The sequence below is a fragment of the Mycolicibacterium arcueilense genome, assembly GCF_058536225.1.
On sequence record NZ_JBZTYL010000026.1, the window covers coordinates 474,703 to 497,317 of the forward strand.

Genomic DNA, 22,615 nt, shown 5'->3' on the forward strand with positions numbered 1-22,615 from the left:
GGACTCACACCGGGTTGGGGGCGAGCGCGTCCATGTCGAACAACCGGGCATGCAGGATGGTGCGGTTCCGCAGCGCCGAACGCACCGCCCGGTGCAGCCCGTCCTCCAGATAGATGTCGCCGCGCCACTTCACCGCGTGCGGAAACAGGTCGCCGTAGAAGGTCGAGTCTTCGGAGAGCAGCCGGTCGAGGGCGAGCACCGTGGTGGTCGTGACCAGCTCATCGAGGCGCAGCTGCCGCGGCGGGATGCGGGACCAGTCCCGGTGGGAGAGCCCGTGCTCCGGGTAGGGTTTGCCCTCTTGGACGCCCTTGAAGATCATCGCCGGCCCGCCTCCGTCGCAGTAGCGCGCGGTGTTGCCATCGGCATAGTTGCCTAGGTTAATACGCTTGTGGGTAAGCGCAGGCGCCGGTGTCGCTCGGCGTGCTGGTGCGGACCTGTCACCGCAGAATCGGTAAACCTGCTGCTGGTCAGTAAAATGAACCGAGCTAAATGCACACGTCGCTGCTGCGAAGGGTAGGTGAACAGGTGGGGAGTGCCGACGAGCGTCGTTTCGAGGTGCTGCGCGCCATCGTCGCCGACTTCGTGGCCACCAAGGAGCCGATCGGTTCCAAGACTCTGGTGGACCGTCACAACCTCGGCGTATCGAGCGCCACGGTCCGCAACGACATGGCGGTGCTCGAAGCCGAGGGCTACATCACCCAGCCGCATACGAGCTCGGGGCGGGTGCCCACCGAGAAGGGCTACCGCGAGTTCGTCGACCGGATCGACAACGTCAAGCCGTTGTCCTCATCGGAGCGCCGGGCGATTCTGTCCTTCCTGGAGTCCGGGGTTGACCTGGACGACGTGCTGCGGCGCGCGGTGCGGCTGCTGGCGCAGCTGACCCGTCAGGTCGCGATCGTGCAGTACCCGACGCTTTCCACGTCGTCCGTGCGTCACCTCGAGGTGGTGGCACTGACGCCGGCGCGGTTGCTGCTGGTGGTCATCACCGATTCGGGCCGGGTGGATCAACGTATCGTGGAGCTCGGTGATGCCATCGACGAGCATGAGTTGTCGAAACTGCGCGAGATGCTGGGGCAGGCGCTGGAGGGCAAGCCACTGACAGCGGCGTCGGTCGCAGTGAGCGATCTGGCCACTCACCTCAACGGTCACGGGGCACTGGCGGACGCCGTCGGCCGCTCGGCGACAGTTCTGGTCGAGACGCTCGTCGAGCACACCGAAGAGCGATTGCTGCTGGGCGGTACCGCCAACCTGACCCGCAACACCGCCGATTTCGGTGGATCGCTGCGGTCGGTGCTGGAGGCGCTCGAAGAGCAGGTGGTGGTCCTGCGGCTGTTGGCGGCCCAGCAGGAAGCGGGCAAGGTAACTGTGCGGATCGGTCATGAGACCGAGGCCGAGCAGATGTTGGGAACGTCGGTGGTGAGCACCACGTACGGCAGCTCGGGCAAGGTGTACGGCGGAATGGGTGTGGTCGGTCCCACCCGAATGGACTACCCGGGAACGATCGCCAATGTCGCGGCGGTTGCTCTCTATATCGGCGAAGTCCTAGGTACTCGGTAAGGCAGCCGGTCGATCCGGCACAGAAAGGTCAGGCAAGGTCAGCGTGGCACGCGATTATTACGGCTTGCTCGGAGTGAGCAAGGGCGCGAGCGATTCAGAGATCAAACGTGCCTATCGGCGATTGGCGCGTGAGCTGCATCCCGACGTCAATCCCGACGAGGAAGCCCAGAGCCGGTTCACCGAGATCCAGGTCGCCTATGAGGTGCTGTCGGATCCGGAGAAGCGACGCATCGTAGACATGGGCGGCGACCCGATGGAGTCGGTCGGCGGCGCGCCCGGTGGGTTCAGCGGGTTCGGCGGGCTCGGCGACGTGTTCGAGGCGTTCTTCGGTGGCGGCACCTCGTCGCGCGGACCGATCGGCCGGGTCCGGCCCGGCGCCGATTCACTCCTGCGCATGCGGTTGGACCTCGCGGAGTGCGCCACCGGCGTGACCAAGCAGGTTGCCGTGGACACCGCGGTCCTGTGCGACCTGTGTCAGGGCAAGGGCACCAACGGCAATTCCAAGCCGGTCGCCTGCGACACCTGCGATGGCCGCGGCGAGATCCAGACCGTGCAGCGCTCGCTGCTGGGACAGGTGATGACGACCCGCCCGTGTCCCGTGTGTGGGGGTATCGGTGAGGTCATCCCCGATCCGTGCAACCGCTGCGGTGGCGACGGCCGGGTGCGTGCCCGCCGTGAGATCAGCGTCAAGATCCCGGCCGGGGTCGGCGACGGCATGCGGGTGCGACTGGCTGCCCAGGGTGAGGTCGGACCGGGCGGCGGGCCGGCAGGCGATCTGTACGTCGAGGTCCACGAGAAGCAGCACGAGACGTTCGTCCGTGACGGCGATGACCTGCACTGCACGATCTCGGTGCCGATGGTGGACGCTGCGCTCGGCACCACGGTCACCGTCGACGCGATCCTCGACGGGGCCACCGAACTGACCGTGCCCGCCGGTACCCAGCCCGGTGCGGTGACCACACTGCGTGGGCACGGTATGCCGCATCTGCGGTCCGGGGTCCGCGGTGACCTGCATGCCCACATCGAGGTGGTGGTGCCGTCGAGGCTCGACAGCACCGATACCGACCTGCTGCGCAAGCTGAAGGAGAACCGCGCCCGCGACGTCACGGAGGTGCGTTCGACGCAGTCCTCCGCGAGTTCCAGCGGTTTGTTCAGCCGGTTGCGCGAGACGTTCACCGGCCGCTGACGCCGCGGGCTGTCACGTGAGCTCAGCGCTTTTCTACGTCGACGCGCTACCGGGCGCGGGGGAGCTCGCCGTCGTCGACGGCGACGAGGGCTTTCACGCGTCCAACGTCCGACGCATCCGGGTCGGCGAACCGATAGACCTGAGCGACGGTGCCGGAACACTGGCCCACTGTGTCGTCGAGGACACCGCCAAGGGCTGGTTGTCGGCGCGGGTGACCGAGCGGGTCGACATCGCGGCCGCACGCCCGAGTGTCACCGTGGTGCAGGCGCTGCCCAAGTCCGATCGTTCCGAGCTGGCCGTCGAGCTGGCGACCGAGGCCGGCGCCGACGGGTTCGTCGCCTGGCAGGCAACTCGGTGTGTGGCCCGCTGGGAAGGCCCGAAGGTGGACAAGGGCCTGCGCCGCTGGGAAGCGGTGGTTCGCTCCGCGGCCCGGCAGTCCCGCCGTCCTTACATTCCGTCCGTCGAGGGCGTGGTCTCGACGGCAGCGCTGACCCGGCGCGTGGCCGACGCCGTGTCCGCCGGGGCAGTGGTGCTCGCACTACACGAATCCGCCACCGAACCGCTGGCCGAACTCCCTCTGGCCCAGGCGAGTTCACTGATGCTGATCGTCGGGCCCGAAGGCGGCATCGCCGACGAAGAGATCGCCGCTTTTGCCGCAGCCGGCGCGAAAGCTGTCCGGTTGGGCCCGACCGTCCTGCGGACCTCGACGGCCGCAGCCGTCGCGCTGGGCGCGATCGGTGCGCTGACCGGACGCTGGGCGATTTAGCGCCGACGGTCGGCCTGGCCAGGCATTACGCTCCACTGGTGAGTTTTCCGCCGCAAGGCCCGCCGCCGTACGGTCAGCCCCCCTTCGGGCAGCAGCCCCCATACGGGCAACAGCAGCCGCACTGGGCGCCCTATCAGGGGCAGCCATGGCAAGTTCCTCCGCCTCCGCCTCCGTCGAGTCGTTCGGGACTCATCGTCGGCGTCGTGGTGGTTGCCGTCATCGCTGCGTTCGGTGCCTTGCTGCTCATCGTGAAGATGTCAAAGAGCGGAAACGGTGCAGTGAGCGATGAACAACGCGCGGCGAACCCGACGACGGCCGAATGGCCGAGCGATTTCAAGATCGTGTGTAAGGACGGCTCGGTCAGCAACGCCGCGTCCTATGCCCAGCCGTACAAATACATCGGGTTTTTCCAGGGCATGCAGGATGGTTCGTGGTACGAGGTTGCCGACCAGCGTGGTGAGGAGCTGTCGGAGATCAACATTGTCGCCTGCCTGTCACGCAAAACCGACACCGAGGTGAAATCGGGGCAGTACGAGTCGAGTGCGTGGGACAAGCCGGTCACCATCGACCATTACTCCGTCCAGTACGAGATCGAGGTCCGTGAAGCCAGGACCGGTAGGTTCATCAAAAGCCTGGGCACGGTGGACGGCCCGGCCGGTGAGTGCCCGTCGGTCAGTTTCTTCGACTGGGTTCCCGACAAGCTCTACGGAGAGCCGGATGGCACCGAGGTGGAGGCAAAGATGACGGAATTCGCCGGTTGACCTGTGCGTTCACCCGGCCGGCCAGCCGGGGCCGCTAACCGCGCAGCTCTGATCGGCGTCAGCCCGCTTAACCATTGGGGCGTGTGGTTGACCAGCGGTAAACTGGCCACAGTACGACGGCAGCCGGCCGTCAGGAAAACACGGAAAGCAGGCACAAACTCCACGTGACGCCCCGCGACACGACCGCTGACTCGTCGGCCACCGCATCGGAATCGGTCCGCAGCAGCATCACTGTTCCGCCCGACATCATCGTGGGCCTGCTCGGCTCGGCTGATGAGAATCTGCGGGCACTCGAAAGACTTCTGACTGCCGATATCCACGCGCGCGGCAATGAGATCACCTTCACCGGCGAACCAGCCGACGTGGCACTAGCCGAGCGCGTGGTCGCCGAGTTGATCGCCGTAGCCTCCAGCGGCCAGGCGGTGACCCCCGAGGCGGTGCGACACAGCGTCGCCATCCTCACCGGCGCCGAGGACGAGTCCCCGGCCGAGGTGCTCACGCTCGACATCCTGAGCCGCCGCGGCAAGACCATCCGGCCCAAGACGCTGAACCAGAAGCGCTACGTCGACGCAATCGATGCGCACACCATCGTGTTCGGCATTGGCCCGGCCGGTACCGGCAAGACCTACCTGGCGATGGCCAAGGCGGTTAGCGCCTTGCAGACCAAGCAGGTCAACCGGATCATCCTGACTCGCCCCGCGGTGGAGGCAGGTGAGCGCCTCGGCTTCCTGCCGGGCACGTTGAGCGAGAAGATCGACCCGTACCTGCGGCCGCTGTACGACGCACTGCACGACATGATGGATCCCGAGCTCATTCCGAAGCTGATGAGCGCCGGGGTAATCGAGGTCGCGCCGCTGGCATATATGCGGGGACGAGCGCAGCCGTTGTTCGCAAATGTGTTGACGCCCAATGGATTCCGTCCGATAGGCGAGCTGAAAGTCGGCGACTTCGTGATCGGCTCTGACGGGTCACCGACAGAGGTAACGGGTGTCTACCCTCAGGGTTTCAAGGAGATCTACCGGGTCTTCACCCAGGACGGTGCATCTACCCTTGCATCCGGCGATCACCTGTGGGCGGTGTACACGGCTTCGGACCGGCGCCGGAACAAGCCGGCCCGCGTGCTCGAGACAAAAGAGATGATCGGGAATCTTCGTGCGGCTCATGCCCACCGATACGAGCTTCCGTTGTTGAGCTCGCCGGTGGAGTTTGAGCGACGGTCCGTGCCGATGGATCCCTATGCCCTTGGGCTGCTGCTGGGTGACGGATGTTTCTCGTGCCGAGCGACGCCCACCTTTGCGACCAAAGATCCGGAGTTGGCGGACGCGTTGGAACGCCTGATACCGGGCATCACGGCGCGACGTAAGACCGACATCGACTATGTGCTGAACCGGATCACCACGCCCGGCGAGGTCATCACGATCGAGAACCCGGTGACCGGTGTCGTGCGGCAGCTCGGCTTGTCCGGCAAGAAATCGGACACCAAGTTCGTTCCGGTGGACTACCTGTTCAATACGGCGGAAGTCCGCTTGGCTGTGTTGCAGGGTCTGCTCGATACCGATGGAGGTCCGGTCACACAGGGCGGCCGGACGTGTCGTGTCCAATACACGACCGCGTCCGACCAGTTGCGTGACGACGTCGTCTTTCTCGTCGAGTCGCTGGGCGGTGTGGTCTATGTGCGGACGCGGAAAGCTGCGGGGCGTAAACCCGGGTTAGCCCGGGGGCGCGAGGTTCATCATCGTTGTGATGCCCATATTCTCGATATTCGCCTGCCCGAAGGTGTGGCACCGTTCCGACTGACCCGTAAGGCGGCGAAGTACGACGAGACCGGTGGTGGTCGGCCAATGCGATTCATCGATCGGATCGAGCCGGAGGGTACCGAAGAAGCCGTCTGCATCAGCGTGGCGGCGGCGGACTCGCTCTACATCACCGAGGATTTCCTTCTCACCCACAACACCCTGAATGACGCGTTCATCATCCTCGACGAGGCGCAGAACACCACCGCTGAACAGATGAAGATGTTCCTGACCCGTCTCGGGTTCGGATCCAAAGTCGTTGTCACCGGCGACATCACGCAGGTGGATCTGCCCGGCGGCAACACCTCCGGCCTGCGGGCGGCGATGAACATCCTCGACGGTATCGACGACATCCACTTCGCCGAACTCACCAGTGCCGACGTGGTCCGACACCGCCTGGTGTCCGAGATCGTGGACGCCTATGCCCGACATGAGGAGCCGGCATTGCTCAACCGTGCCCAACGCCGTTCGTCGAACGGACGGCCCCGTCGATCATGAGCATCGAGGTATCCAACGAGTCGGGCATCGATGTGTCCGAGGACGAGCTGATCAGCGTCGCACGCTTCGTCATCGCCAAGATGGATGTGAACCCGGCGGCTGAGCTGTCCATGGTGCTGCTGGACAGCGCGGCGATGGCCGACCTGCACATGCGGTGGATGGACCTGCCCGGTCCGACCGATGTGATGAGTTTCCCGATGGATGAGCTGGAGCCCGGGGGTCGGCCGGATGCGCCCGAGCCGGGACCGGCCATGCTCGGTGACATCGTGTTGTGCCCGGAGTTCGCCGAGCAGCAGGCGGCCAAGGCGGGGCACTCGCTCGGTCAGGAGTTGGCCCTGCTGACCGTTCACGGTGTGCTGCATCTGCTCGGCTACGACCACGCCGAGCCGGACGAGGAAAAAGAGATGTTCGCGCTGCAGCGTCAGCTTCTCGAGGAGTGGGTAGCTGATCAGGTCGAGGCGTACCACGCCGACCGGCAGAGCGAGAAGGACCAGCGGCTGCTCGACAAGTCCCGATATTTCGACGAACCGTGACGGGCTTACTTCCGCTGCTAGGTGCCGTGGTGCTGGTCGCGTTCGGTGGCCTGTTCGCCGCCATCGACGCCGCGCTCTCGACCGTGTCGATCGCGCGCATCGAAGAACTGGTCCGCGAGGAACGTCCGGGTGCGGCCCGGCTCAGCCGGGTGGTCGCTGAACGGCCTCGCTACATCAATCTTGTTGTACTGCTTCGGATCACGTGCGAGATCACCGCGACCGTGCTGTTGGCGTCCTTCCTGGACGGGCATCTCGGTGTCGGATGGGGTCTGGTGGCTTCTGCCGCGATCATGGTGGTGACGAGTTTCGTGGCCATCGGTGTCGGCCCGCGCACGGTCGGCAGGCAGAACGCCTATTCCATCGCGCTGATGTCGGCGTTGCCGCTGCAGGCGATCTCGGTGCTGCTCACTCCGATCAGCCGCCTTCTGGTGTTGATCGGTAACGCCTTGACTCCCGGCCGCGGTTTTCGCAACGGCCCGTTCGCGTCCGAGATCGAGTTGCGGGAGGTCGTCGACCTGGCCCAGCAGCGCGGCGTCGTCGCCGACGAGGAGCGCCGGATGATCCAGTCGGTGTTCGAACTCGGCGACACGCCGGCCCGTGAGGTCATGGTGCCGCGTACCGAGATGGTGTGGATCGAGAGCGACAAGTCGGCAGGCCAGGCGACGTCATTGGCGGTCCGCAGCGGGCATTCCCGCATCCCGGTGATCGGTGAGAACGTCGACGACATCGTCGGCGTCGTCTACCTGAAAGACCTTGTCCAGCAGACCTATTACTCGACCAACGGAGGTCGTGACACCAACGTGGCGCAAGTGATGCGCCCGGCGGTGTTCGTCCCGGATTCCAAGCCGCTGGACGAATTGCTCAAGGAGATGCAGCTCGACCGCAACCACATGGCGCTGCTGGTCGACGAGTACGGCGCGATCGCCGGCCTGGTCACCATCGAGGACGTGCTCGAAGAGATCGTGGGCGAGATCGTCGACGAGTACGACGCCGGCGAGGTCGTTCCGGTGGAGGACCTGGGTGAGCGCCGGTACCGCGTGTCGGCGCGGCTGCCGCTCGAAGACCTCTGCGAGCTCTACGAAATGGAGCCCCACGAGGATCTCGACGTCGACACCGTCGGTGGCCTGGTCGCCTTCGAACTGGGTCGGGTGCCGCTGCCCGGCGCCGAAGTCACCTGGGACGGTCTACGGTTACGCGCCGAGGGCGGTTCCGACCACCGTGGTCGGGTGCGGATCGGCACAGTTCTGGTCGCCCCGGCCGAACCGACGAACAAGGAGAGCGATGACTGAGCTCGACGCGGAAGACAGCAAGCTCGTCGTGCTGGCCCGCGGCGCGATGGGCCGCGCCGAGGCCCCCGCCGGTGCGGCGGTACGCGACCAGGACGGTCGCACCTACGCCGGCGCCCCGGTGACCCTCGCGGCGCTGCAATTGACCGCCCTGCAGGCGGCAGTGGCCGCTGCGGTGTCCAGCGGTGCCACCGGAATCGAGGCCGCGGTGCTGGTCGGCGGCTCCGCCGACGACGCAGGTGTCGCCGCGGTGCGGGAGCTGTCCTCGGACGCCGCGGTGATCGTCACCGATCGGGCGGGAAACCCATCATGACCGAATTCCGTTCCGGCTTCGTCTGTTTCGTCGGCAGGCCCAACACCGGCAAGTCGACCCTGACGAATGCGTTGGTGGGCCAGAAGGTCGCGATCACCTCGAACCGCCCGCAGACCACCCGGCACACCATCCGCGGCATCGTGCACCGCGACGACTTCCAGATCATCCTGGTCGACACCCCCGGCCTGCACCGTCCGCGCACCCTGCTCGGGCAACGGCTCAACGACCTGGTCAAGGACACCTACTCCGAGGTCGACGTGATCGGTCTGTGCATTCCGGCCGATGAGCGCATCGGCCCAGGGGACCGCTGGATCTATCAGCAGATCCGCGCTGTGGCGCCGAGGACCACCCTGATTGCCGTCGTCACCAAGATCGACAAGGTGCCCAAGGATCGTGTCGCCGAACAGCTGATGGCCGTAAGCGAACTCCTGGGGCCGGATGCCGACATCGTGCCGGTCTCGGCCACCGCGGGCGAACAACTCGATGTGCTCACCGATGTCCTCGTCTCCAAACTGCCGCCGGGGCCTGCCTATTACCCGGACGGCGAGCTCACCGACGAGCCCGAGGAAGTGTTGATGGCCGAGCTCATCCGCGAGGCCGCACTGGAAGGTGTGCGTGACGAGCTGCCGCACTCGCTGGCTGTTGTCATCGAGGAAGTCGAAGAGAGAGAAGGCCGTGACGATCTGATCGACGTCCACGCGATCCTCTACGTCGAGCGTGACAGCCAGAAGGGCATCGTGATCGGCAAGGGCGGGGCGCGCCTTCGCGAGGTCGGCACGGCCGCCCGCACCCAGATCGAAAAGCTGCTCGGCACAAAGGTTTACCTCGACCTGCGGGTCAAGATCGCCAAGAACTGGCAGCGCGATCCGAAGCAGCTGGGCCGGCTGGGCTTCTGAGCCCTCGCCCTTCGAACTACCCGTCGAGCGCGTTGATCGCGGCGGCAGCCTGGGACGCATCGGTCTGCGACGGGGCGGTCCACCAGATGTCGGGTTGCTCGGCGGCCCAGCCGGTGATCGCCTCCAGTTCGGCGGCCAGCGAGATCAGCAACGGCTCACTGTCGGCCGGCCCCATCAGTTGGACGCCGATCGGCAGCCCGTCGGAGGTGAAGCCGGCGGGCACGTTGATCGAGGGCCAGCCCAGCAGGTTCCACGGCCAGGTCACCGGGCAGGCGGCGATCGAGGCGCGTTCGGTGGCAGACCAACCGCGGCGGTCGAATTCGTGTGTGAGCGGTGGTGGTTGGGCCGTGGTCGGCGCGATGATGACGTCGACGAGGTTGAAGATCCAGGAGATGCGGCGCTGCGCGGCGACCTCGTGTGCCCGGGCCTTGCGCAGAATGTCCTGTGACAGCAGCCGGCCGATCCTCATGTTGGTGGCGGTGCGCTCGTCGTAGACCACGTCGCCCAGGCGGTCGGCCCAGTCCAGAAGGCCGGAGGTGGAGCGGGCCAGGAAGTCCCAGGACATCCGCAGGCTGTAGTTGGGGTCTTTTTCCTCCACGGTGTGACCGAGCTGACCGAGGTGGTCGGCGGTGGTCTGCAGCGCCTTGCGAATCTCTGGGTGCAGTGTGGCCCGGAAGCCGGTGAACGGGAACTTCGTCGACATCGCGATCCGCAGGGGCCCGGGGGCGCGGCCGACGTGTTCCGCGGCCTGTATCGGCGCGGGCTTGTGCAGATCACCGTCGGCGTTACCGGATGCGGCGTCGAGCACGAGGGCCGCATCGGTGACGGTGCGAGCCAGCACCCCGTTGACGGTGATGCCGTTGAACGCCTCGGGCAGAGGCCAGGTGGAGATGCGTCCGCGCTGCGGCTTGATGCCGACCAGATGCGTCCACGCGGCGGGGATGCGGACACTGCCCGCGCCGTCGGATCCGATGGCCGCGGCCACCAGGCCCGCGGCGACGGCCGCGGCACTGCCGCCGGAGGATCCGCCCGGGCTGTGCTTGCGCGACCACGGGTTGCGGGTATGGCCGAACCCCGGCCCGCCGGTGAACGGCCACTGTCCGAGCTCGCAGGTATTGGTCTTCCCGACGATCACCGCGCCGGCAGCCTTCAGCCGGCGCACCACCTCGGCGTCGTCGGTGGCGACGCGGGTAGAGCCGTCGGTGCCGAACCGGGTGGGCACCCCGGCGACGTCGACGTCATCCTTGACCGCGATGGGGATTCCCAGCAGTGGGAGTTGTTTGCCGGCTGCGCGAGCCGTGTCGGCCTTGGCGGCGTCGGCCAGCGCCTGCTCGGTCAGCACGACGCGGAATGCGTTGAGGGTGGACTGGCTCGCGGTGATGGCGTGCAGCGACTCCTGTACCAGTTGCTCAGAAGTGACTGCGCCGCTGGCGAGTTGATAGAGCTGATTGGTCAGGGTGGGGAACCGGGCGGGGGGCTTGCGGGAAAAAGGAGCAGAAGTCGCAGATTTGGCCATCACTTTCGAGGATATCGGCGATGCGTAACGGAACCTGTCCGGCCATGGTGCGACACTGTCACGATGCGGCTGTACCGGGACCGGGCGGTGGTGCTGCGCCAGCACAAGCTCGGCGAGGCCGACCGGATTGTCACCCTGCTCACCCGCGACCATGGTTTGGTGCGCGCGGTGGCCAAGGGCGTTCGGCGTACCCGCAGCAAGTTCGGCGCGCGGCTGGAGCCGTTTGCCCATATCGACGTGCAGCTGCATCCGGGGCGCAACCTCGACATCGTCACCCAGGTGCAGGCCATCGACGCGTTCGCCGCCGACATCGTCAGTGACTACGGCCGCTACACGAGTGCGTGCGCGATGCTGGAGACCGCCGAGCGGCTGGCCGGGGAGGAGCGGGCACCGATGCCCGACCTGCACCGGCTCACGGTGGCCGCACTGAGGGCCGTCGCCGACGGTCGCCGGGCCCGCGAGTTGGTGCTCGACTCCTATCTGCTGCGGGCGATGACGATCGCCGGGTGGGCGCCGGCGCTGACCGAGTGCGCCCGCTGCGCCACGCCGGGCCCGCACCGGGCATTTCACGTCGCCGCCGGCGGCAGTGTGTGCGTGCACTGCCGGCCCAGCGGATCCAGTACTCCGCCCCAACCCGTGCTGGAACTGATGTCGGCGCTGCACGAGGGTGACTGGGAGTACGCCGAGGCGTCCTCATCGACGCATCGCAGCCAGGCCAGCGGGCTGATCGCCGCGCACCTGCAGTGGCACCTGGAGCGCCAGCTGCGGACATTGCCTCTGGTCGAGCGGGTGTACCGGATCGATCGGACAGTCGCCGAGCAGCGCGCCACGCTGGTCAGGCAGGATATGACCCATGGCTTTGAAGCGGGACAAGCAGGGCAAAACAACCTACCCACAGCTGCCCCCGGCGCCTGAGGACTATCCGGTCTTTCCGGACACCTCGACCTGGCCCGTCGTCTTCCCCGAGATTCCGGCCGGCACCAACGGCCGCTTCGCCCGCCCGCCCCAACACACGTCCAAGGCCGTCGCGCCTCGCATCCCGGCGGATCAGGTACCCAACCACGTCGCCGTGGTGATGGACGGCAACGGTCGATGGGCCACCCAGCGTGGTCTCGGCCGCACCGAGGGCCACAAGATGGGCGAGGCCGTGCTGATCGACATCACCTGCGGTGCCATCGAACTGGGCATCAAACACTTGAGCGTCTACGCCTTCTCCACCGAGAACTGGAAGCGCAGCGCCGAAGAGGTCCGGTTCCTGATGGGGTTCAACCGGGAAGTGGTGCGTCGCCGCCGGGAGAATCTCAACGCCATGGGCGTGAACATGCGCTGGGTGGGGTCGCGGCCCAAGATGTGGCGCAGCGTCATCAAAGAGTTCGACATCGCCGAGCAGATGACCGTCGGTAATGACGTCATCACGGTCAACTACTGCGTCAACTACGGCGGTCGCACCGAACTCGTCGAGGCCGCGCAGGCGCTGGCCACCGAAGCTGCCGAGGGCAAGATCAACCCGAGCCGGATCACCGAGGCGGCCTTCGCCAAGCATCTGCACCGCCCCGACATCCCAGACGTGGATCTGTTCATCCGGACGTCGGGGGAGCAGCGGGCCAGCAACTTCCTGCTGTGGCAGTCGGCGTACGCCGAGTTCGTGTTCCAGGACAAGCTGTGGCCGGACTACGACCGACGCGACCTGTGGGCGGCCTGCGAGGAGTACGTGAACCGCAACCGTCGCTTCGGCAGGGCCTGACATGCCCGGCCTCCTGCAGCAGTTGTCCTCGGCGCTCGGCGAGGTGATGTCGGTCGTCGAGGAAGACGACGACGCGCTGACCGTGACGGTCGACGGTTCGGTGGCCTCGGTGCGGGTCGTGGCCATCGCCGAGGACCTGGAGATGGTCTCGCTGACTCAGCCGTTGGCATGGGATCTGCCGCTTGACAACAAGATTCGCGAACGCGTGTCCGACCATGCCAGTAAGACCATGCTGGGCACCGTGGTGTTGGTGGAGAAGCTGGTCGACACTCCCACCAACGGCGCGACGCCCAAAGGTGCGGCACGTAAGCGGCCGGCCAAGAAGGTGGCCGACGTGATGCTGCGCTACAACTTCCCGGCGGCCGGGCTCACCGACGACGCACTGCGCACCCTGATCCTCATGGTCCTGGCCACCGGCGCCGACGTGCGTCGGGACCTGATGTCGTGAGCCGGCCGGTCATCCGCATCGTCGCGGCCGTGGTGCTCGGTGAGGACAACCGGCTACTCGTGGTCCGCAAACGCGGTACGACGGCGTTCATGCAGCCCGGCGGAAAGATCGAGCCGGGGGAGCAGCCGATCGAGGCGTTGGCCCGGGAGGTTCGCGAGGAGCTCGGCGTCGGTTTTGATGTTTCGGCGGCCGAAGAACTCGGCCACTTCACCGCACCCGCCGCCAATGAACCCGGCCACGTGGTCGATGCGTGGCTCTACCGGGTGAGCCTGGACGGCGAGCCGCGGCCGCAGGCCGAGATCGACGAGATGACCTGGATCGACCCCCACGCGCCCGGTGACGTCGAGTTGGCGCCGCTGACCGAGCACGCAGTGCTCGAGCTGGTGCGCGATCGGGCTTAGCGCGTGCCGCGTGTGAAGCGCTGTGGCGAAAAATTGTCCCTGCGATCGCCGCCACGCTTCATACGCGGAAAGTCGGATCAGTTGGCCTCGTCGCCGCAGCCGCGGCACATGCCGAAGATCTCGATCGTGTGGCTGACGTCGGAGAAACCGTGCTCACGTGCCACGTCGGCAGCCCAGACCTCGACCTGGCCGCCGGAGATCTCGACGGTCGCGCCGCAGGCCCGGCACACCAGATGGTGGTGGTGGTCCTCGGAGCATCGCCGGTAGACCGACTCTCCCGTGTCGGTGCGCAACGTGTCGACGTTGCCGGTGTTGGCCATCGACTGCAGGGTGCGGTACACCGTGGTCAGTCCGATGCCCTGGCCGCGGCGGCGCAGCTCGTCGTGCAGTTCCTGGGCCGAGCGGAATCCGTCGGTCTCGTTGAGCAGGTCGGCGATGGCCGCACGCTGCCGGGTGGACCGGACCGCGCCGGTCACCGGTGGTCCTCGCCGGCGTGGGCGACGGCGTCGGCGACGATGTGGGCGAGATGGTGGTCGACCAACTGGTAGAGCACTTCACGTCCCGCGCGCTCGCTGGACACCACTCCGGCCTGCTTGAGGATCCGCAGATGCTGGCTTACCAGCGGTTGCGGCACGTCGAGCGAGTCGACCAGTTCGTGCACACAGCGCGCCGACTGCTGCAGCTGCAGCACGATCGCGATCCGCAACGGGGCGGCCAGCGCGCGCAACAGCTCGCCCGCGGTGTCGAGGACCTCGCGCGAGGGCAACTCCGGCGCCGGCGCGGTGCTGTGCCCGCGTGCGTCGTCGTGGTGATTCGCCGTGAAATTGGAAATCGTTTCCATTACGGGCCAGGATACATGCGCGATATTGCATGTCAACCGCTCCGCCGGCCGCGGCGGATTATCGCTGCCGGCGCGCTGGTCGCTACTCTGATGCACCGTGGCATCCATCATCGACACCGTTGCGAACCTGGCGAAACGCCGCGGCCTGGTCTTCCAGTCCGGAGAAATCTACGGCGGCACCAAGTCCGCGTGGGATTACGGCCCACTCGGTGTCGAGCTGAAAGAGAACATCAAGCGCCAGTGGTGGAAGTCGATGATCACCGGCCGCGACGACGTCGTCGGCCTGGACAGCGCGATCATCCTGCCGCGCCAGGTGTGGGTGGCCTCCGGTCACGTCGAAGTGTTCAACGATCCGCTGGTGGAGTGCCTGAACTGCCACAAGCGTCATCGCCAGGACCACATGCAGGAGGCGTACGCGGCGAAGAAGAGTACGCGCGACACCGCCGTGGATCCAGACACCGTGTCCATGGACGAGATCGTCTGCCCCGACTGCGGCACCAAGGGGCAGTGGACCGAGCCGCGCGACTTCAACATGATGCTCAAGACCTACCTCGGACCGATCGAGTCGGAGGAGGGTCTGCACTACCTGCGCCCGGAGACCGCTCAGGGCATCTTCGTGAACTTCGCCAACGTGGTCACCACCGCGCGCAAGAAGCCGCCGTTCGGCATCGGCCAGATCGGCAAGAGCTTCCGCAACGAGATCACCCCGGGCAACTTCATCTTCCGCACCCGCGAGTTCGAGCAGATGGAGATGGAGTTCTTCGTCGAGCCGGAGACCGCGCCGGAATGGCACAAGTACTGGATCGAGACGCGACTGCAGTGGTACGTCGACCTCGGCATCAACCGGGACAACCTGCGCCTGTACGACCATCCCAAGGAGAAGCTGTCCCACTACTCCGACGGCACGGTCGACATCGAGTACAAGTTCGGTTTCGCCGGCAACCCGTGGGGTGAGCTGGAAGGCATCGCCAACCGCACCAACTTCGACTTGTCCACGCATGCAAAGCATTCCGGTGTCGATCTGTCGTTCTACGATCAGGGCGCCGACACCCGCTACGTGCCGTACGTGATCGAGCCGGCAGCCGGCCTGACCCGCTCGCTGATGGCGTTCCTGGTCGATTCCTACACCGAGGACGAGGCCCCGAACGCCAAGGGCGGTGTGGACAAGCGCACCGTGCTCAAGCTCGACCCGCGCCTGGCTCCGGTCAAGGCTGCGGTGCTGCCGCTGTCGCGCAATGCCGACCTGTCACCCAAGGCCCGCGACCTGGCCGCCGAACTGCGCAAGAGCTGGAACGTCGAGTTCGACGACGCCGGTGCGATCGGCCGCCGCTACCGCCGTCAGGACGAGATCGGCACGCCGTATTGCGTGACAGTCGATTTCGACACCCTGGAGGACAACGCGGTCACCATCCGCGAGCGCGACGCCATGACCCAGGAGCGCATCGCGCTGGACAAGGTGTCGGACTACCTGGCGGTGCGGCTCAAGGGCGCCTGAATCTGTCGCCGGCGTGCGTGTCTGGCAGTGACACACCGGGATTCGGCCGATCACCACATCGCTGGAATAAGTCATCGTACGGATACCTGATCGCACTGCACCTGGGCCAACATCTTCGGCATGGAACCGAGTTCAGCACAGAAACGTATCGACGCCGACCTTCTGGTCATCGGCTTCGGCAAAGGCGGTAAAACCCTGGCCGCCGATATGGGCAAATTCGGCCAGCACGTGGTCCTGGTCGAGGAGTCGGCCGCGATGTACGGCGGCACATGCATCAACACGGGGTGCATCCCGACCAAGTCGATGGTCTATCACGGCGAGCAGCGTGTGCCCGGCGTGTCCGGCGCCTCAGCGTATGCCGACGGGGTCGCGTCGGTGGAGCGCCTTACCGCGGGCTTGCGCGCCGTAAACCTGGCCTCCCTCGTGCGCACGGCGACGGTGCTGACCGGAAGGGCGCGCTTCGTCGACGCCCACAGCGTGGTCGTCAGCACCGACACCGGACCCGTAGTGGTTACCGCTCAGAGGATCGTCATTGGTACCGGGTCGACGCCAGTGATTCCGGACCTGCCGGGGCTGCACGACTGTCCGGTGGCGGTCACCAGCGCGGAACTGCTGCGGCTGGCCGCGCGGCCGGACCGGTTGGTGGTGCTGGGCGGCGGCTACATCGGACTGGAGTTCGCATCGATGTACGCCGGGTTCGGTAGCGCTGTCACTGTGCTGGAACAACGTCCAGCGGTGCTGGCGAACGAGGACTCCGATGTCGCCGGCGCAGCCCGTTCACTGTTGGGCGATCGTGGGGTTGACATCATCACGGAGGCGAGTGTGGTTGGGGTACAGACGATCATGCGTCCTGGCGGTCCGCCGGCGGCGCGAGTGGAGTATCTGATCCACGGCCGTTCCGCCACTGTCGACGCGGACAACGTACTCGTTGCGCTCGGCCGCAAACCCAAGACCGCCGATTTGGGGCTCGACCTGGCCGGGGTGGAGATTACCGACGCCGGCGCGATCGTGGTCGACGATCACCGCCGCACCAGTGCACCGCACATTTTCGCCGTCGGCGACGTCAATGGTGGGCCGCAGTTCACTTACATCTCTCTCGACGACTATCGCATTGTTCTCGATCAGCTCACCGGTGCCGCCGCGCCCCGGAGCGCCTCACAGCGGGTTGCGGTACCCAACTGCCTATTCCTCACGCCACCGCTGGGCCGGGTCGGTCTGACCGAATCCCAGGCCCGCGCCGCAGGTTACGACATCCGCGTCGCTGCGAGCCCCGTGGTCGAGCTGGCCACCGTGGCCCGGGCCCGCATCGTCGGCCAGACCGCCGGGATGATGAAGGTGGTGGTCGATGCTGCCACCGACCAGATCCTGGGTGCCGCTCTGCTGTGCCACGATGCCCAGGAGATCATCAATCTGGTCGCGCTGGCGATGCGGCATGGGATCACGGCAGCCGCTCTGCGTGACGAGATCTACACGCACCCTTCGATGGCGGAGTGCTTCAACCAACTCCTGGGGATGCTCACCTAGCATTCGCAGAGTCCGCCATCGTGAGCACGACCCGGAAACGCGCCTTGTTTTGCATCATCCGGTCGTATCCGGCGGCGGCGTCGCTCAGTGGCATCGGCTCAACCCATGGCCGGATCCCGTGCAGGGCAGCGAATTCGAGGGTGTCTTCGGTGTCGGCCGCGACGCCCGCGGGATGTCCGTGCACGGTCCCTGAACTGTTGATCAGTTGCAGTGGTGTGACATCGAGCGCCTCGTCCAGCACGGCCAGCGTCAGCAGTTCCCCATGCGGGGCCAGACCGTCGACTGCGGCGTTGATCGCCGCCCGATTCGTGGCGGTGGCGGCGACGACCCGGGCGCCGCCGAGCTTGCGCAGTTCCGCTGCTACATCGGCTTCGGTGGCGTCGATGTAGTGATGTGCACCGAGTTGGCGTGCCATGACCTCCTTTTCGGCACCGCGGGCGATGGCGACAGTTTCGAATCCCATCCGGGCCGCGAACTGCACACCGAGGTGTCCCAGCCCCCCGATGCCCAGGATCGCGACCAGGTCGCCGGGCCGCGCACCCGTGTGCCGCAGCGAGTTGAACATCGTCACGCCGGCGCACGCCAACGGTGCGGCCTCAATAGCGCTGAGAACATCGGGAATTCGCGCCAGGCCCGACTGGTGCACAATGAGCGTCTCGGCATAGCCGCCAGGGAAAGCAGCCCCGGTGATCTTGGACCGCTGGCAGTGTACGAAGTCGCCGCGCCGGCAGCGGTAGCAGGTTCCGCAGTAGAAACCGAACCAACCGATGGCGACCCGATCGCCGAGGTGCCAGTCGATGACGCCCGGACCGATCGCCTCGATGTGACCGGCAACTTCATGCCCCGGTGTCACCGGGAACACGGTGCCGGGCAGATACCCTGCGGCGATCTGCGAGTCCGAATGGCACACCCCGCAGGCCTCGACCCGTACCCGGACCTCACCGGTGGCCGGCTCCGGCACCGGCCGATCCACGAGGTGCAGTGCGCCGCCGGGTTCCACGACCTCAACAGAACGGTAGGTAGCAGACATCGTTTCAGTGCCTCTCGGTTGATTGAGCGTCTAAGCCACCACGTCACCAGATCTCTGACGGACGCGGTATGAGCACATTGACGGTTGTTCGGCGGACGTCGACTTCCGTGCGGCCGTCACCGATCCCGGCTGGCAGAGGCGGGTTTGAGCCTGCGAATTGCAGTCAGGTGTCCTATGCCGGGAAGGACACGGACCGACAAGAATTCCTTGGCATGGACGAACTATCGAGCGCCGAGGTGGCGTTGGCGGCACTGGTGCCGGTACTCGGCACGATCACCGTCGACATGCTGCACCTACCCACTCCGTGTGAGGGTTTCGATGTGGCCGGTCTCGCTGATCATCTGGTCGGAACCGTGACGATGGTGGGTGATTCGGCGGGCGTGGACGTTTCGGTGACGGATGGTCGGCCGATCGACGTTCGCGTCGCAGACGCGGCCGAAACCACGATCGAAGCCTGGCGGCGTCGGGGTACCGATGGTGACGTAGTCTTCGCCGGCCATGTCACGGCCGCCCGCCTGGCGCTGGGTGTACTGTCGATCGAACTCGTGGTGCACGGATGGGACTTCGCTCAGGCATTGCACCGCGCACTGCCCATCACCGCCGCGCATGCCGACTTCGTGCTGGGCCTGGCCCGTCAGATCATCACTCCCGACAGTCGCCTCACCGCCGGGTTCGACGAACCCGTGCCCGTCACCACCGATGCGGCAGCACTGGACAGGCTTGTCGCGTACACCGGACGGCACCCGCAATGCGAGTGCCGCCCCGCGTCGGATCACAGAGTCAAGAACGGGTGACCACGACCTTGCCCACCATACGGCCCGACTCGACATCACGGTGGGCTTCTCGCAGCCCAGCCGCGTCGAAGCCGTCGATTGTCTTGGTCGCCGTGCTGCGAATGGTGCCCTCGTCGACCAATTGTGCTGTGCGAATGAGCAACTGCTGCTGATAGGTCATGTCGTACTCGAACAGGGGCCGGGTGAACATCAGCTCCCAGTGCCAGGCGATGCTCTTGGCTTTCAGTGCCCCGAGGTCGAGGCCAACGGGATCGTCGATGGCGGTGATGTGTCCGAACGGACGCGTGATCTCGGCATAGGTGTCGACGTTGCCCGCTGAATGCGGTGAGAAGAGATAGTCGATTCCGTCGGGGGCGACGGCCAGTGCCTCGTCGCGTAGGCGGTGGTGGTTGATCACCACGTCCGCGCCCAGAGTGGTTGCCCAGGACCGGGATTCGTCCCGGCTGGCGGTGGCGATGACCCGCACACCGGTCAATGCCTTGGCGAGCTGGACCATGATCGAACCCACGCCGCCGGCCGCGCCGAGCACCAACAGGTCGCCGGTGGAGTCGGCGGTCAGAGCGAACCGCTCAAACAGCGCCTCCCAGGCTGTGATGGTCGTCAGCGGCAGCGCCGCCGCATCGGCGAACGACAGCGATGCCGGTTTGCGCGCCGCGATGCGTTCATCGACCGCGTGGAACTCCGCATTGGTGCCCGCACGGCTGACATCGCCCGCGTACCAGACCTCGTCGCCGACGGCGAGTGTGGCAACTGCCGGCCCGATCGCCTCGACGATGCCTGCGGCGTCGTAGCCGAGGATTGTCGGGACATCCGAGACCTGCAGCGCGGCTCGTCGTTTGATGTCGACCGGGTTCACCGAAACGGCAAGCACCCGAACCAGGATGTCGTGCGGCCGCAGGGTGGGTAGTTCGACGGTGATGTCCTGCAATGATTGTGGGTCGTCGATCGACAGTCCCGCGAAGGAGCCGACCGCGGACATGGTGTTCATATCGTCACCTGCTTTCGGTACGAGGCAGCTTGCCGCCTAGCAGTTCGATCAGATTCGCCAGTAGACCGTCGAGTTCTATTCCGACAGCTGCGATCTCGGGTTGGCCGTAACTGCCGAACAACAGGCTGGGCTGGTCGACTGCGAAGACAGTGCCGTGCCCGGCGTCGTACAACAGCGTGCGCAGCGGAGCATGCAACATGACGCCAGGGTCGTACCGGTACATACGTTCGGCGATGGTGTGATTACCCATCAGGTACTCGCTGCACGTCCATGCCGATGCTGAGCCGCTCATCGCCGGTGCGACTTCGGTGCTGAAGTACCGCAGAAAGCCGTGTGGTGCTTGCCGTTTTGCCTCGGAAAGAACGTCGTCCCAGTTGGTCGCATTGGTGAACGCCGCGAGATTTACTGTGGGAACCAGTGTTTCGTAGCGATCGCGCGCATCCTCATAACTGTCGGGAAGGCTGATCAGCAGTCGACGGCTCAGATGTTCGACGAAGGTGCTCACCTTGCGATCTCCAGGACCACCCGGAACCGGGCCTTGCCGCTCATCATGCGGTCGTATGCTTTCGGGGCATCCTCGAATGGGACCGGCTCGATCATCGGCGCAATGCCGTTGGCAACGCTGAACGCCAGATTGTCCTCGTTCTCGGCAGCCGATCCGGTGAGGCTGCCGACGATGCTCCGTCCCCCGAAGATCAGCTCCGAGGTGCTCACTTCGATCGGATCCGGTGCGGCGCCGACCACGACGAGCTGCCCGCGGGGAGCCAGCCCGGCTACCAACGGGCTCATCGAGGCCCCGCTGGCTGCGGTAGCTACTACAGCGGCGGCTCCGCCGAGCGCGGTTAGCGCAGCGCCCGGGTCTTCGGCAGCGCTGTCGATGTAGATGTCCGCGCCGAGATCGGTTGCCAGTTGAGCTTTTTCAGGTCCGCGCGCGATCGCCACGACCCGGAACCCCAGTGCATGAGCGTATTGCACGCCGAGGTGGCCCAGTCCGCCCAGGCCCTGGACACCGACCAATGCACCCGGCGCAGCCGGAACGTGACGCAGCGCGTTGAACGTGGTGATTCCTGCGCACAGCAGGGGAGCGGCCACCGACGCGTCGAGAGCATCCGGTACCCGCACCAGTCCGGTGGCACGTGCGTAGACGATCTCGGCGTACCCGCCGTCCACGCTGGTGCCGGGCGTCGGCTGATCGGTGCAGTTGACGAAGTCCCCGCGGCGGCAGAACTCACACTCATTGCATTGCCCGCCGAGGAATCCCAGGCCCACTCGGTTGCCGGGCACCCAGGTATGGACACCGTCGCCGACGGCATCGATGACGCCGACGATCTCGTGACCGGGCACCACCGGTTGCTGCGGGTCGGCACGCAGGCCCTCGACGGCCAGCACATCGCTGTGGCAGACACCGCAGCTGTGTACCCGGACCCTGACGTGGCCAGGTGCGGGTGGGACAATCTCACGTTCGACGAGTGCGAATTGCCGTTGTCCGGTGACTTGGTAGGCGCGGTAGGCGGACATTAGGCGACCGGGAACATGGGTGCGTGTACCTGACGGGTGAGGTCGTCGGCCAGGACTTCCGGTACGCCAGAAATGATTCCGTCGACGATCTGGCGAGCCACATCGTCGGGGGAGTTCTTGGGGACATCGAGATCGGCGATCATGTCGGTGTCGGTGTAGCCGAGGTAGGCTCCGATCACGTTGGTGCCCTGCTCTTTCAACTCCTGTCGCACCGAATTCGTCGCCGACCACAGCGCGGCCTTGGACACACCGTACGAACCGTAGCCGGGTAGCCAGGACAGGACCGAGGCGATGTTGACGATGGTACCGCCCTTGCCGGCAAGGAGCGGTGCAAAGGCCTGCGTGACCCGGATCGCGCCGAAGAAGTTGGTTTCCAGGACCGCGCGGATATCGTCGAGGTCATCGCGTACCAGGGACTGGCCACCGAGGGTGCCGGCGTTGTTCACCACGATGGTGGCGTCGGCGGCGACCCGCGCCAGGTGCTTTACGGACTCGGTCTCGGTGATGTCAGCCTGCACCACGACCACCCTCGGGTCATCGCTGCTTCCGCTGCGGCGGCTGGTCGAATACACCTTGGCTGCGCCGGCTTCCAGCAACGCAGCGACGATCGCCTTACCCAGGCCTTGCTGTCCGCCGGTTACCAGGGCGACCGCACCCTTCACCGGGGTCCCTGCTGTTGTCATGTCGATCTCCTTTGGGTTGTCCTCAGCACACATCGAAGGTGGGC

The 22,615-nt window shown here is 66.1% G+C and carries 25 protein-coding genes; 16 read left to right on the forward strand and 9 right to left on the reverse strand.

All coding sequences use genetic code 11. The features are described 5' to 3' along the window. Positions 1–4 precede the first annotated feature (4 nt). Positions 5–319 (reverse strand): type II toxin-antitoxin system VapB family antitoxin, encoded by a 315-nt coding sequence (locus AC4LGL_RS26365; RefSeq protein WP_003879636.1) that lies wholly within the window; start codon positions 317–319, stop codon positions 5–7. A gap of 206 nt (positions 320–525) precedes the next feature. Between AC4LGL_RS26365 and hrcA the strand changes: the two genes are divergently transcribed. The 9 genes from hrcA (at position 526) to era (ending at position 9,589) form a co-directional block, all read left to right on the forward strand. Further along, a complete protein-coding gene (hrcA, locus tag AC4LGL_RS26370; protein ID WP_491841326.1) occupies positions 526–1,557 on the forward strand; it encodes a heat-inducible transcriptional repressor HrcA in 1,032 nt (343 codons plus the stop codon). Positions 1,558–1,600: 43 nt separating this feature from the next. Continuing rightward, entirely contained in the window at positions 1,601–2,743 is a 1,143-nt protein-coding gene (gene dnaJ / locus AC4LGL_RS26375; RefSeq protein ID WP_491841327.1) for a molecular chaperone DnaJ, read from the forward strand. Between the two features lie 16 nt (positions 2,744–2,759). Then, positions 2,760–3,509, forward strand: a complete 750-nt coding sequence (locus AC4LGL_RS26380; RefSeq protein ID WP_491841328.1) for a 16S rRNA (uracil(1498)-N(3))-methyltransferase — start codon at positions 2,760–2,762, stop codon at positions 3,507–3,509. 38 nt (positions 3,510–3,547) lie between these two features. Beyond that, positions 3,548–4,270 carry a hypothetical protein gene (locus AC4LGL_RS26385; RefSeq protein WP_491841329.1) on the forward strand — a complete coding sequence of 241 codons (723 nt, stop codon included), beginning with the start codon at positions 3,548–3,550 and terminating at the stop codon, positions 4,268–4,270. A gap of 164 nt (positions 4,271–4,434) precedes the next feature. Beyond that, positions 4,435–6,561, forward strand: a complete 2,127-nt coding sequence (locus AC4LGL_RS26390; protein WP_491841330.1) for a PhoH family protein — start codon at positions 4,435–4,437, stop codon at positions 6,559–6,561. Next, complete coding sequence (gene ybeY / locus AC4LGL_RS26395) at positions 6,558–7,094, forward strand: rRNA maturation RNase YbeY (RefSeq protein WP_055115434.1); 537 nt, start codon at positions 6,558–6,560, stop codon at positions 7,092–7,094. Before AC4LGL_RS26390 ends, ybeY begins: the two co-directional genes overlap by 4 nt. Continuing rightward, the gene (locus AC4LGL_RS26400; protein ID WP_491841331.1) at positions 7,091–8,383 is read left to right on the forward strand and encodes a hemolysin family protein; all 1,293 of its coding nucleotides are present in this window, start codon (positions 7,091–7,093) and stop codon (positions 8,381–8,383) included. The genes ybeY and AC4LGL_RS26400 overlap by 4 nt, the downstream gene beginning before the upstream one ends. Next, positions 8,376–8,693 (forward strand): cytidine deaminase-like protein, encoded by a 318-nt coding sequence (locus tag AC4LGL_RS26405; protein ID WP_491841332.1) that lies wholly within the window; start codon positions 8,376–8,378, stop codon positions 8,691–8,693. Before AC4LGL_RS26400 ends, AC4LGL_RS26405 begins: the two co-directional genes overlap by 8 nt. Next, positions 8,690–9,589, forward strand: coding sequence for a GTPase Era (gene era, locus AC4LGL_RS26410; protein ID WP_491841333.1), 900 nt, complete (start codon positions 8,690–8,692; stop codon positions 9,587–9,589). The genes AC4LGL_RS26405 and era overlap by 4 nt, the downstream gene beginning before the upstream one ends. A gap of 16 nt (positions 9,590–9,605) precedes the next feature. Here era and AC4LGL_RS26415 read toward each other — a convergent pair whose 3' ends face one another. Continuing rightward, positions 9,606–11,105, reverse strand: a complete 1,500-nt coding sequence (locus AC4LGL_RS26415; protein WP_491841334.1) for an amidase — start codon at positions 11,103–11,105, stop codon at positions 9,606–9,608. A gap of 63 nt (positions 11,106–11,168) precedes the next feature. Here AC4LGL_RS26415 and recO point away from each other — a divergent pair, with 63 nt between their 5' ends. The 4 genes from recO to AC4LGL_RS26435 are packed head-to-tail and all read left to right on the forward strand — an operon-like array spanning position 11,169 to position 13,698. Next, complete coding sequence (recO, locus tag AC4LGL_RS26420; RefSeq protein ID WP_491841335.1) at positions 11,169–12,020, forward strand: DNA repair protein RecO; 852 nt, start codon at positions 11,169–11,171, stop codon at positions 12,018–12,020. Next, on the forward strand, positions 11,959–12,849 hold the full coding sequence (locus AC4LGL_RS26425; protein ID WP_491841336.1) for a decaprenyl diphosphate synthase: 891 nt from the start codon (positions 11,959–11,961) through the stop codon (positions 12,847–12,849). The genes recO and AC4LGL_RS26425 overlap by 62 nt, the downstream gene beginning before the upstream one ends. A gap of 1 nt (position 12,850) precedes the next feature. After that, the gene (locus AC4LGL_RS26430) at positions 12,851–13,297 is read left to right on the forward strand and encodes a hypothetical protein (protein WP_491841337.1); all 447 of its coding nucleotides are present in this window, start codon (positions 12,851–12,853) and stop codon (positions 13,295–13,297) included. Further along, positions 13,294–13,698 (forward strand): NUDIX hydrolase, encoded by a 405-nt coding sequence (locus AC4LGL_RS26435; RefSeq protein ID WP_491841338.1) that lies wholly within the window; start codon positions 13,294–13,296, stop codon positions 13,696–13,698. Before AC4LGL_RS26430 ends, AC4LGL_RS26435 begins: the two co-directional genes overlap by 4 nt. Before the next feature lie 77 nt (positions 13,699–13,775). Here the strand turns inward: AC4LGL_RS26435 and AC4LGL_RS26440 are convergent, their stop codons facing one another. Continuing rightward, positions 13,776–14,174, reverse strand: a complete 399-nt coding sequence (locus AC4LGL_RS26440; RefSeq protein WP_491841339.1) for a Fur family transcriptional regulator — start codon at positions 14,172–14,174, stop codon at positions 13,776–13,778. After that, complete coding sequence (locus tag AC4LGL_RS26445; protein ID WP_491841340.1) at positions 14,171–14,539, reverse strand: ArsR/SmtB family transcription factor; 369 nt, start codon at positions 14,537–14,539, stop codon at positions 14,171–14,173. Before AC4LGL_RS26445 ends, AC4LGL_RS26440 begins: the two co-directional genes overlap by 4 nt. Positions 14,540–14,636: 97 nt before the next feature. On the opposite strand from AC4LGL_RS26445, the gene AC4LGL_RS26450 reads away from it, so the two are divergent. Together AC4LGL_RS26450 and AC4LGL_RS26455 are read left to right on the forward strand one after the other, a co-directional pair. Continuing rightward, positions 14,637–16,034, forward strand: a complete 1,398-nt coding sequence (locus AC4LGL_RS26450) for a glycine--tRNA ligase (protein ID WP_491841341.1) — start codon at positions 14,637–14,639, stop codon at positions 16,032–16,034. Between the two features lie 120 nt (positions 16,035–16,154). Further along, positions 16,155–17,558, forward strand: coding sequence for an FAD-dependent oxidoreductase (locus AC4LGL_RS26455; RefSeq protein WP_491841342.1), 1,404 nt, complete (start codon positions 16,155–16,157; stop codon positions 17,556–17,558). Here AC4LGL_RS26455 and AC4LGL_RS26460 read toward each other — a convergent pair. Beyond that, positions 17,551–18,588 (reverse strand): alcohol dehydrogenase, encoded by a 1,038-nt coding sequence (locus AC4LGL_RS26460; RefSeq protein ID WP_491841343.1) that lies wholly within the window; start codon positions 18,586–18,588, stop codon positions 17,551–17,553. The two genes, AC4LGL_RS26455 and AC4LGL_RS26460, sit on opposite strands and share 8 nt — an antisense overlap. A 212-nt stretch (positions 18,589–18,800) precedes the next feature. On the opposite strand from AC4LGL_RS26460, the gene AC4LGL_RS26465 reads away from it, so the two are divergent. Beyond that, a complete protein-coding gene (locus AC4LGL_RS26465) occupies positions 18,801–19,382 on the forward strand; it encodes a TIGR03086 family metal-binding protein (RefSeq protein ID WP_491841344.1) in 582 nt (193 codons plus the stop codon). Here the strand turns inward: AC4LGL_RS26465 and AC4LGL_RS26470 are convergent. Genes AC4LGL_RS26470 through AC4LGL_RS26485 form a run of 4 tightly spaced genes read right to left on the reverse strand, consistent with a single transcriptional unit; the run spans position 19,369 to position 22,571 of the window. Beyond that, entirely contained in the window at positions 19,369–20,370 is a 1,002-nt protein-coding gene (locus AC4LGL_RS26470) for a zinc-binding alcohol dehydrogenase family protein (protein ID WP_491841345.1), read from the reverse strand. The genes AC4LGL_RS26465 and AC4LGL_RS26470 overlap by 14 nt on opposite strands. 4 nt (positions 20,371–20,374) lie before the next feature. After that, positions 20,375–20,875, reverse strand: a complete 501-nt coding sequence (locus AC4LGL_RS26475; protein WP_491841346.1) for a DUF302 domain-containing protein — start codon at positions 20,873–20,875, stop codon at positions 20,375–20,377. Further along, on the reverse strand, positions 20,872–21,888 hold the full coding sequence (locus AC4LGL_RS26480) for an alcohol dehydrogenase catalytic domain-containing protein (RefSeq protein ID WP_055115391.1): 1,017 nt from the start codon (positions 21,886–21,888) through the stop codon (positions 20,872–20,874). Before AC4LGL_RS26480 ends, AC4LGL_RS26475 begins: the two co-directional genes overlap by 4 nt. Next, the gene (locus AC4LGL_RS26485; RefSeq protein WP_055120381.1) at positions 21,888–22,571 is read right to left on the reverse strand and encodes an SDR family oxidoreductase; all 684 of its coding nucleotides are present in this window, start codon (positions 22,569–22,571) and stop codon (positions 21,888–21,890) included. Before AC4LGL_RS26485 ends, AC4LGL_RS26480 begins: the two co-directional genes overlap by 1 nt. Positions 22,572–22,615 lie beyond the last annotated feature (44 nt).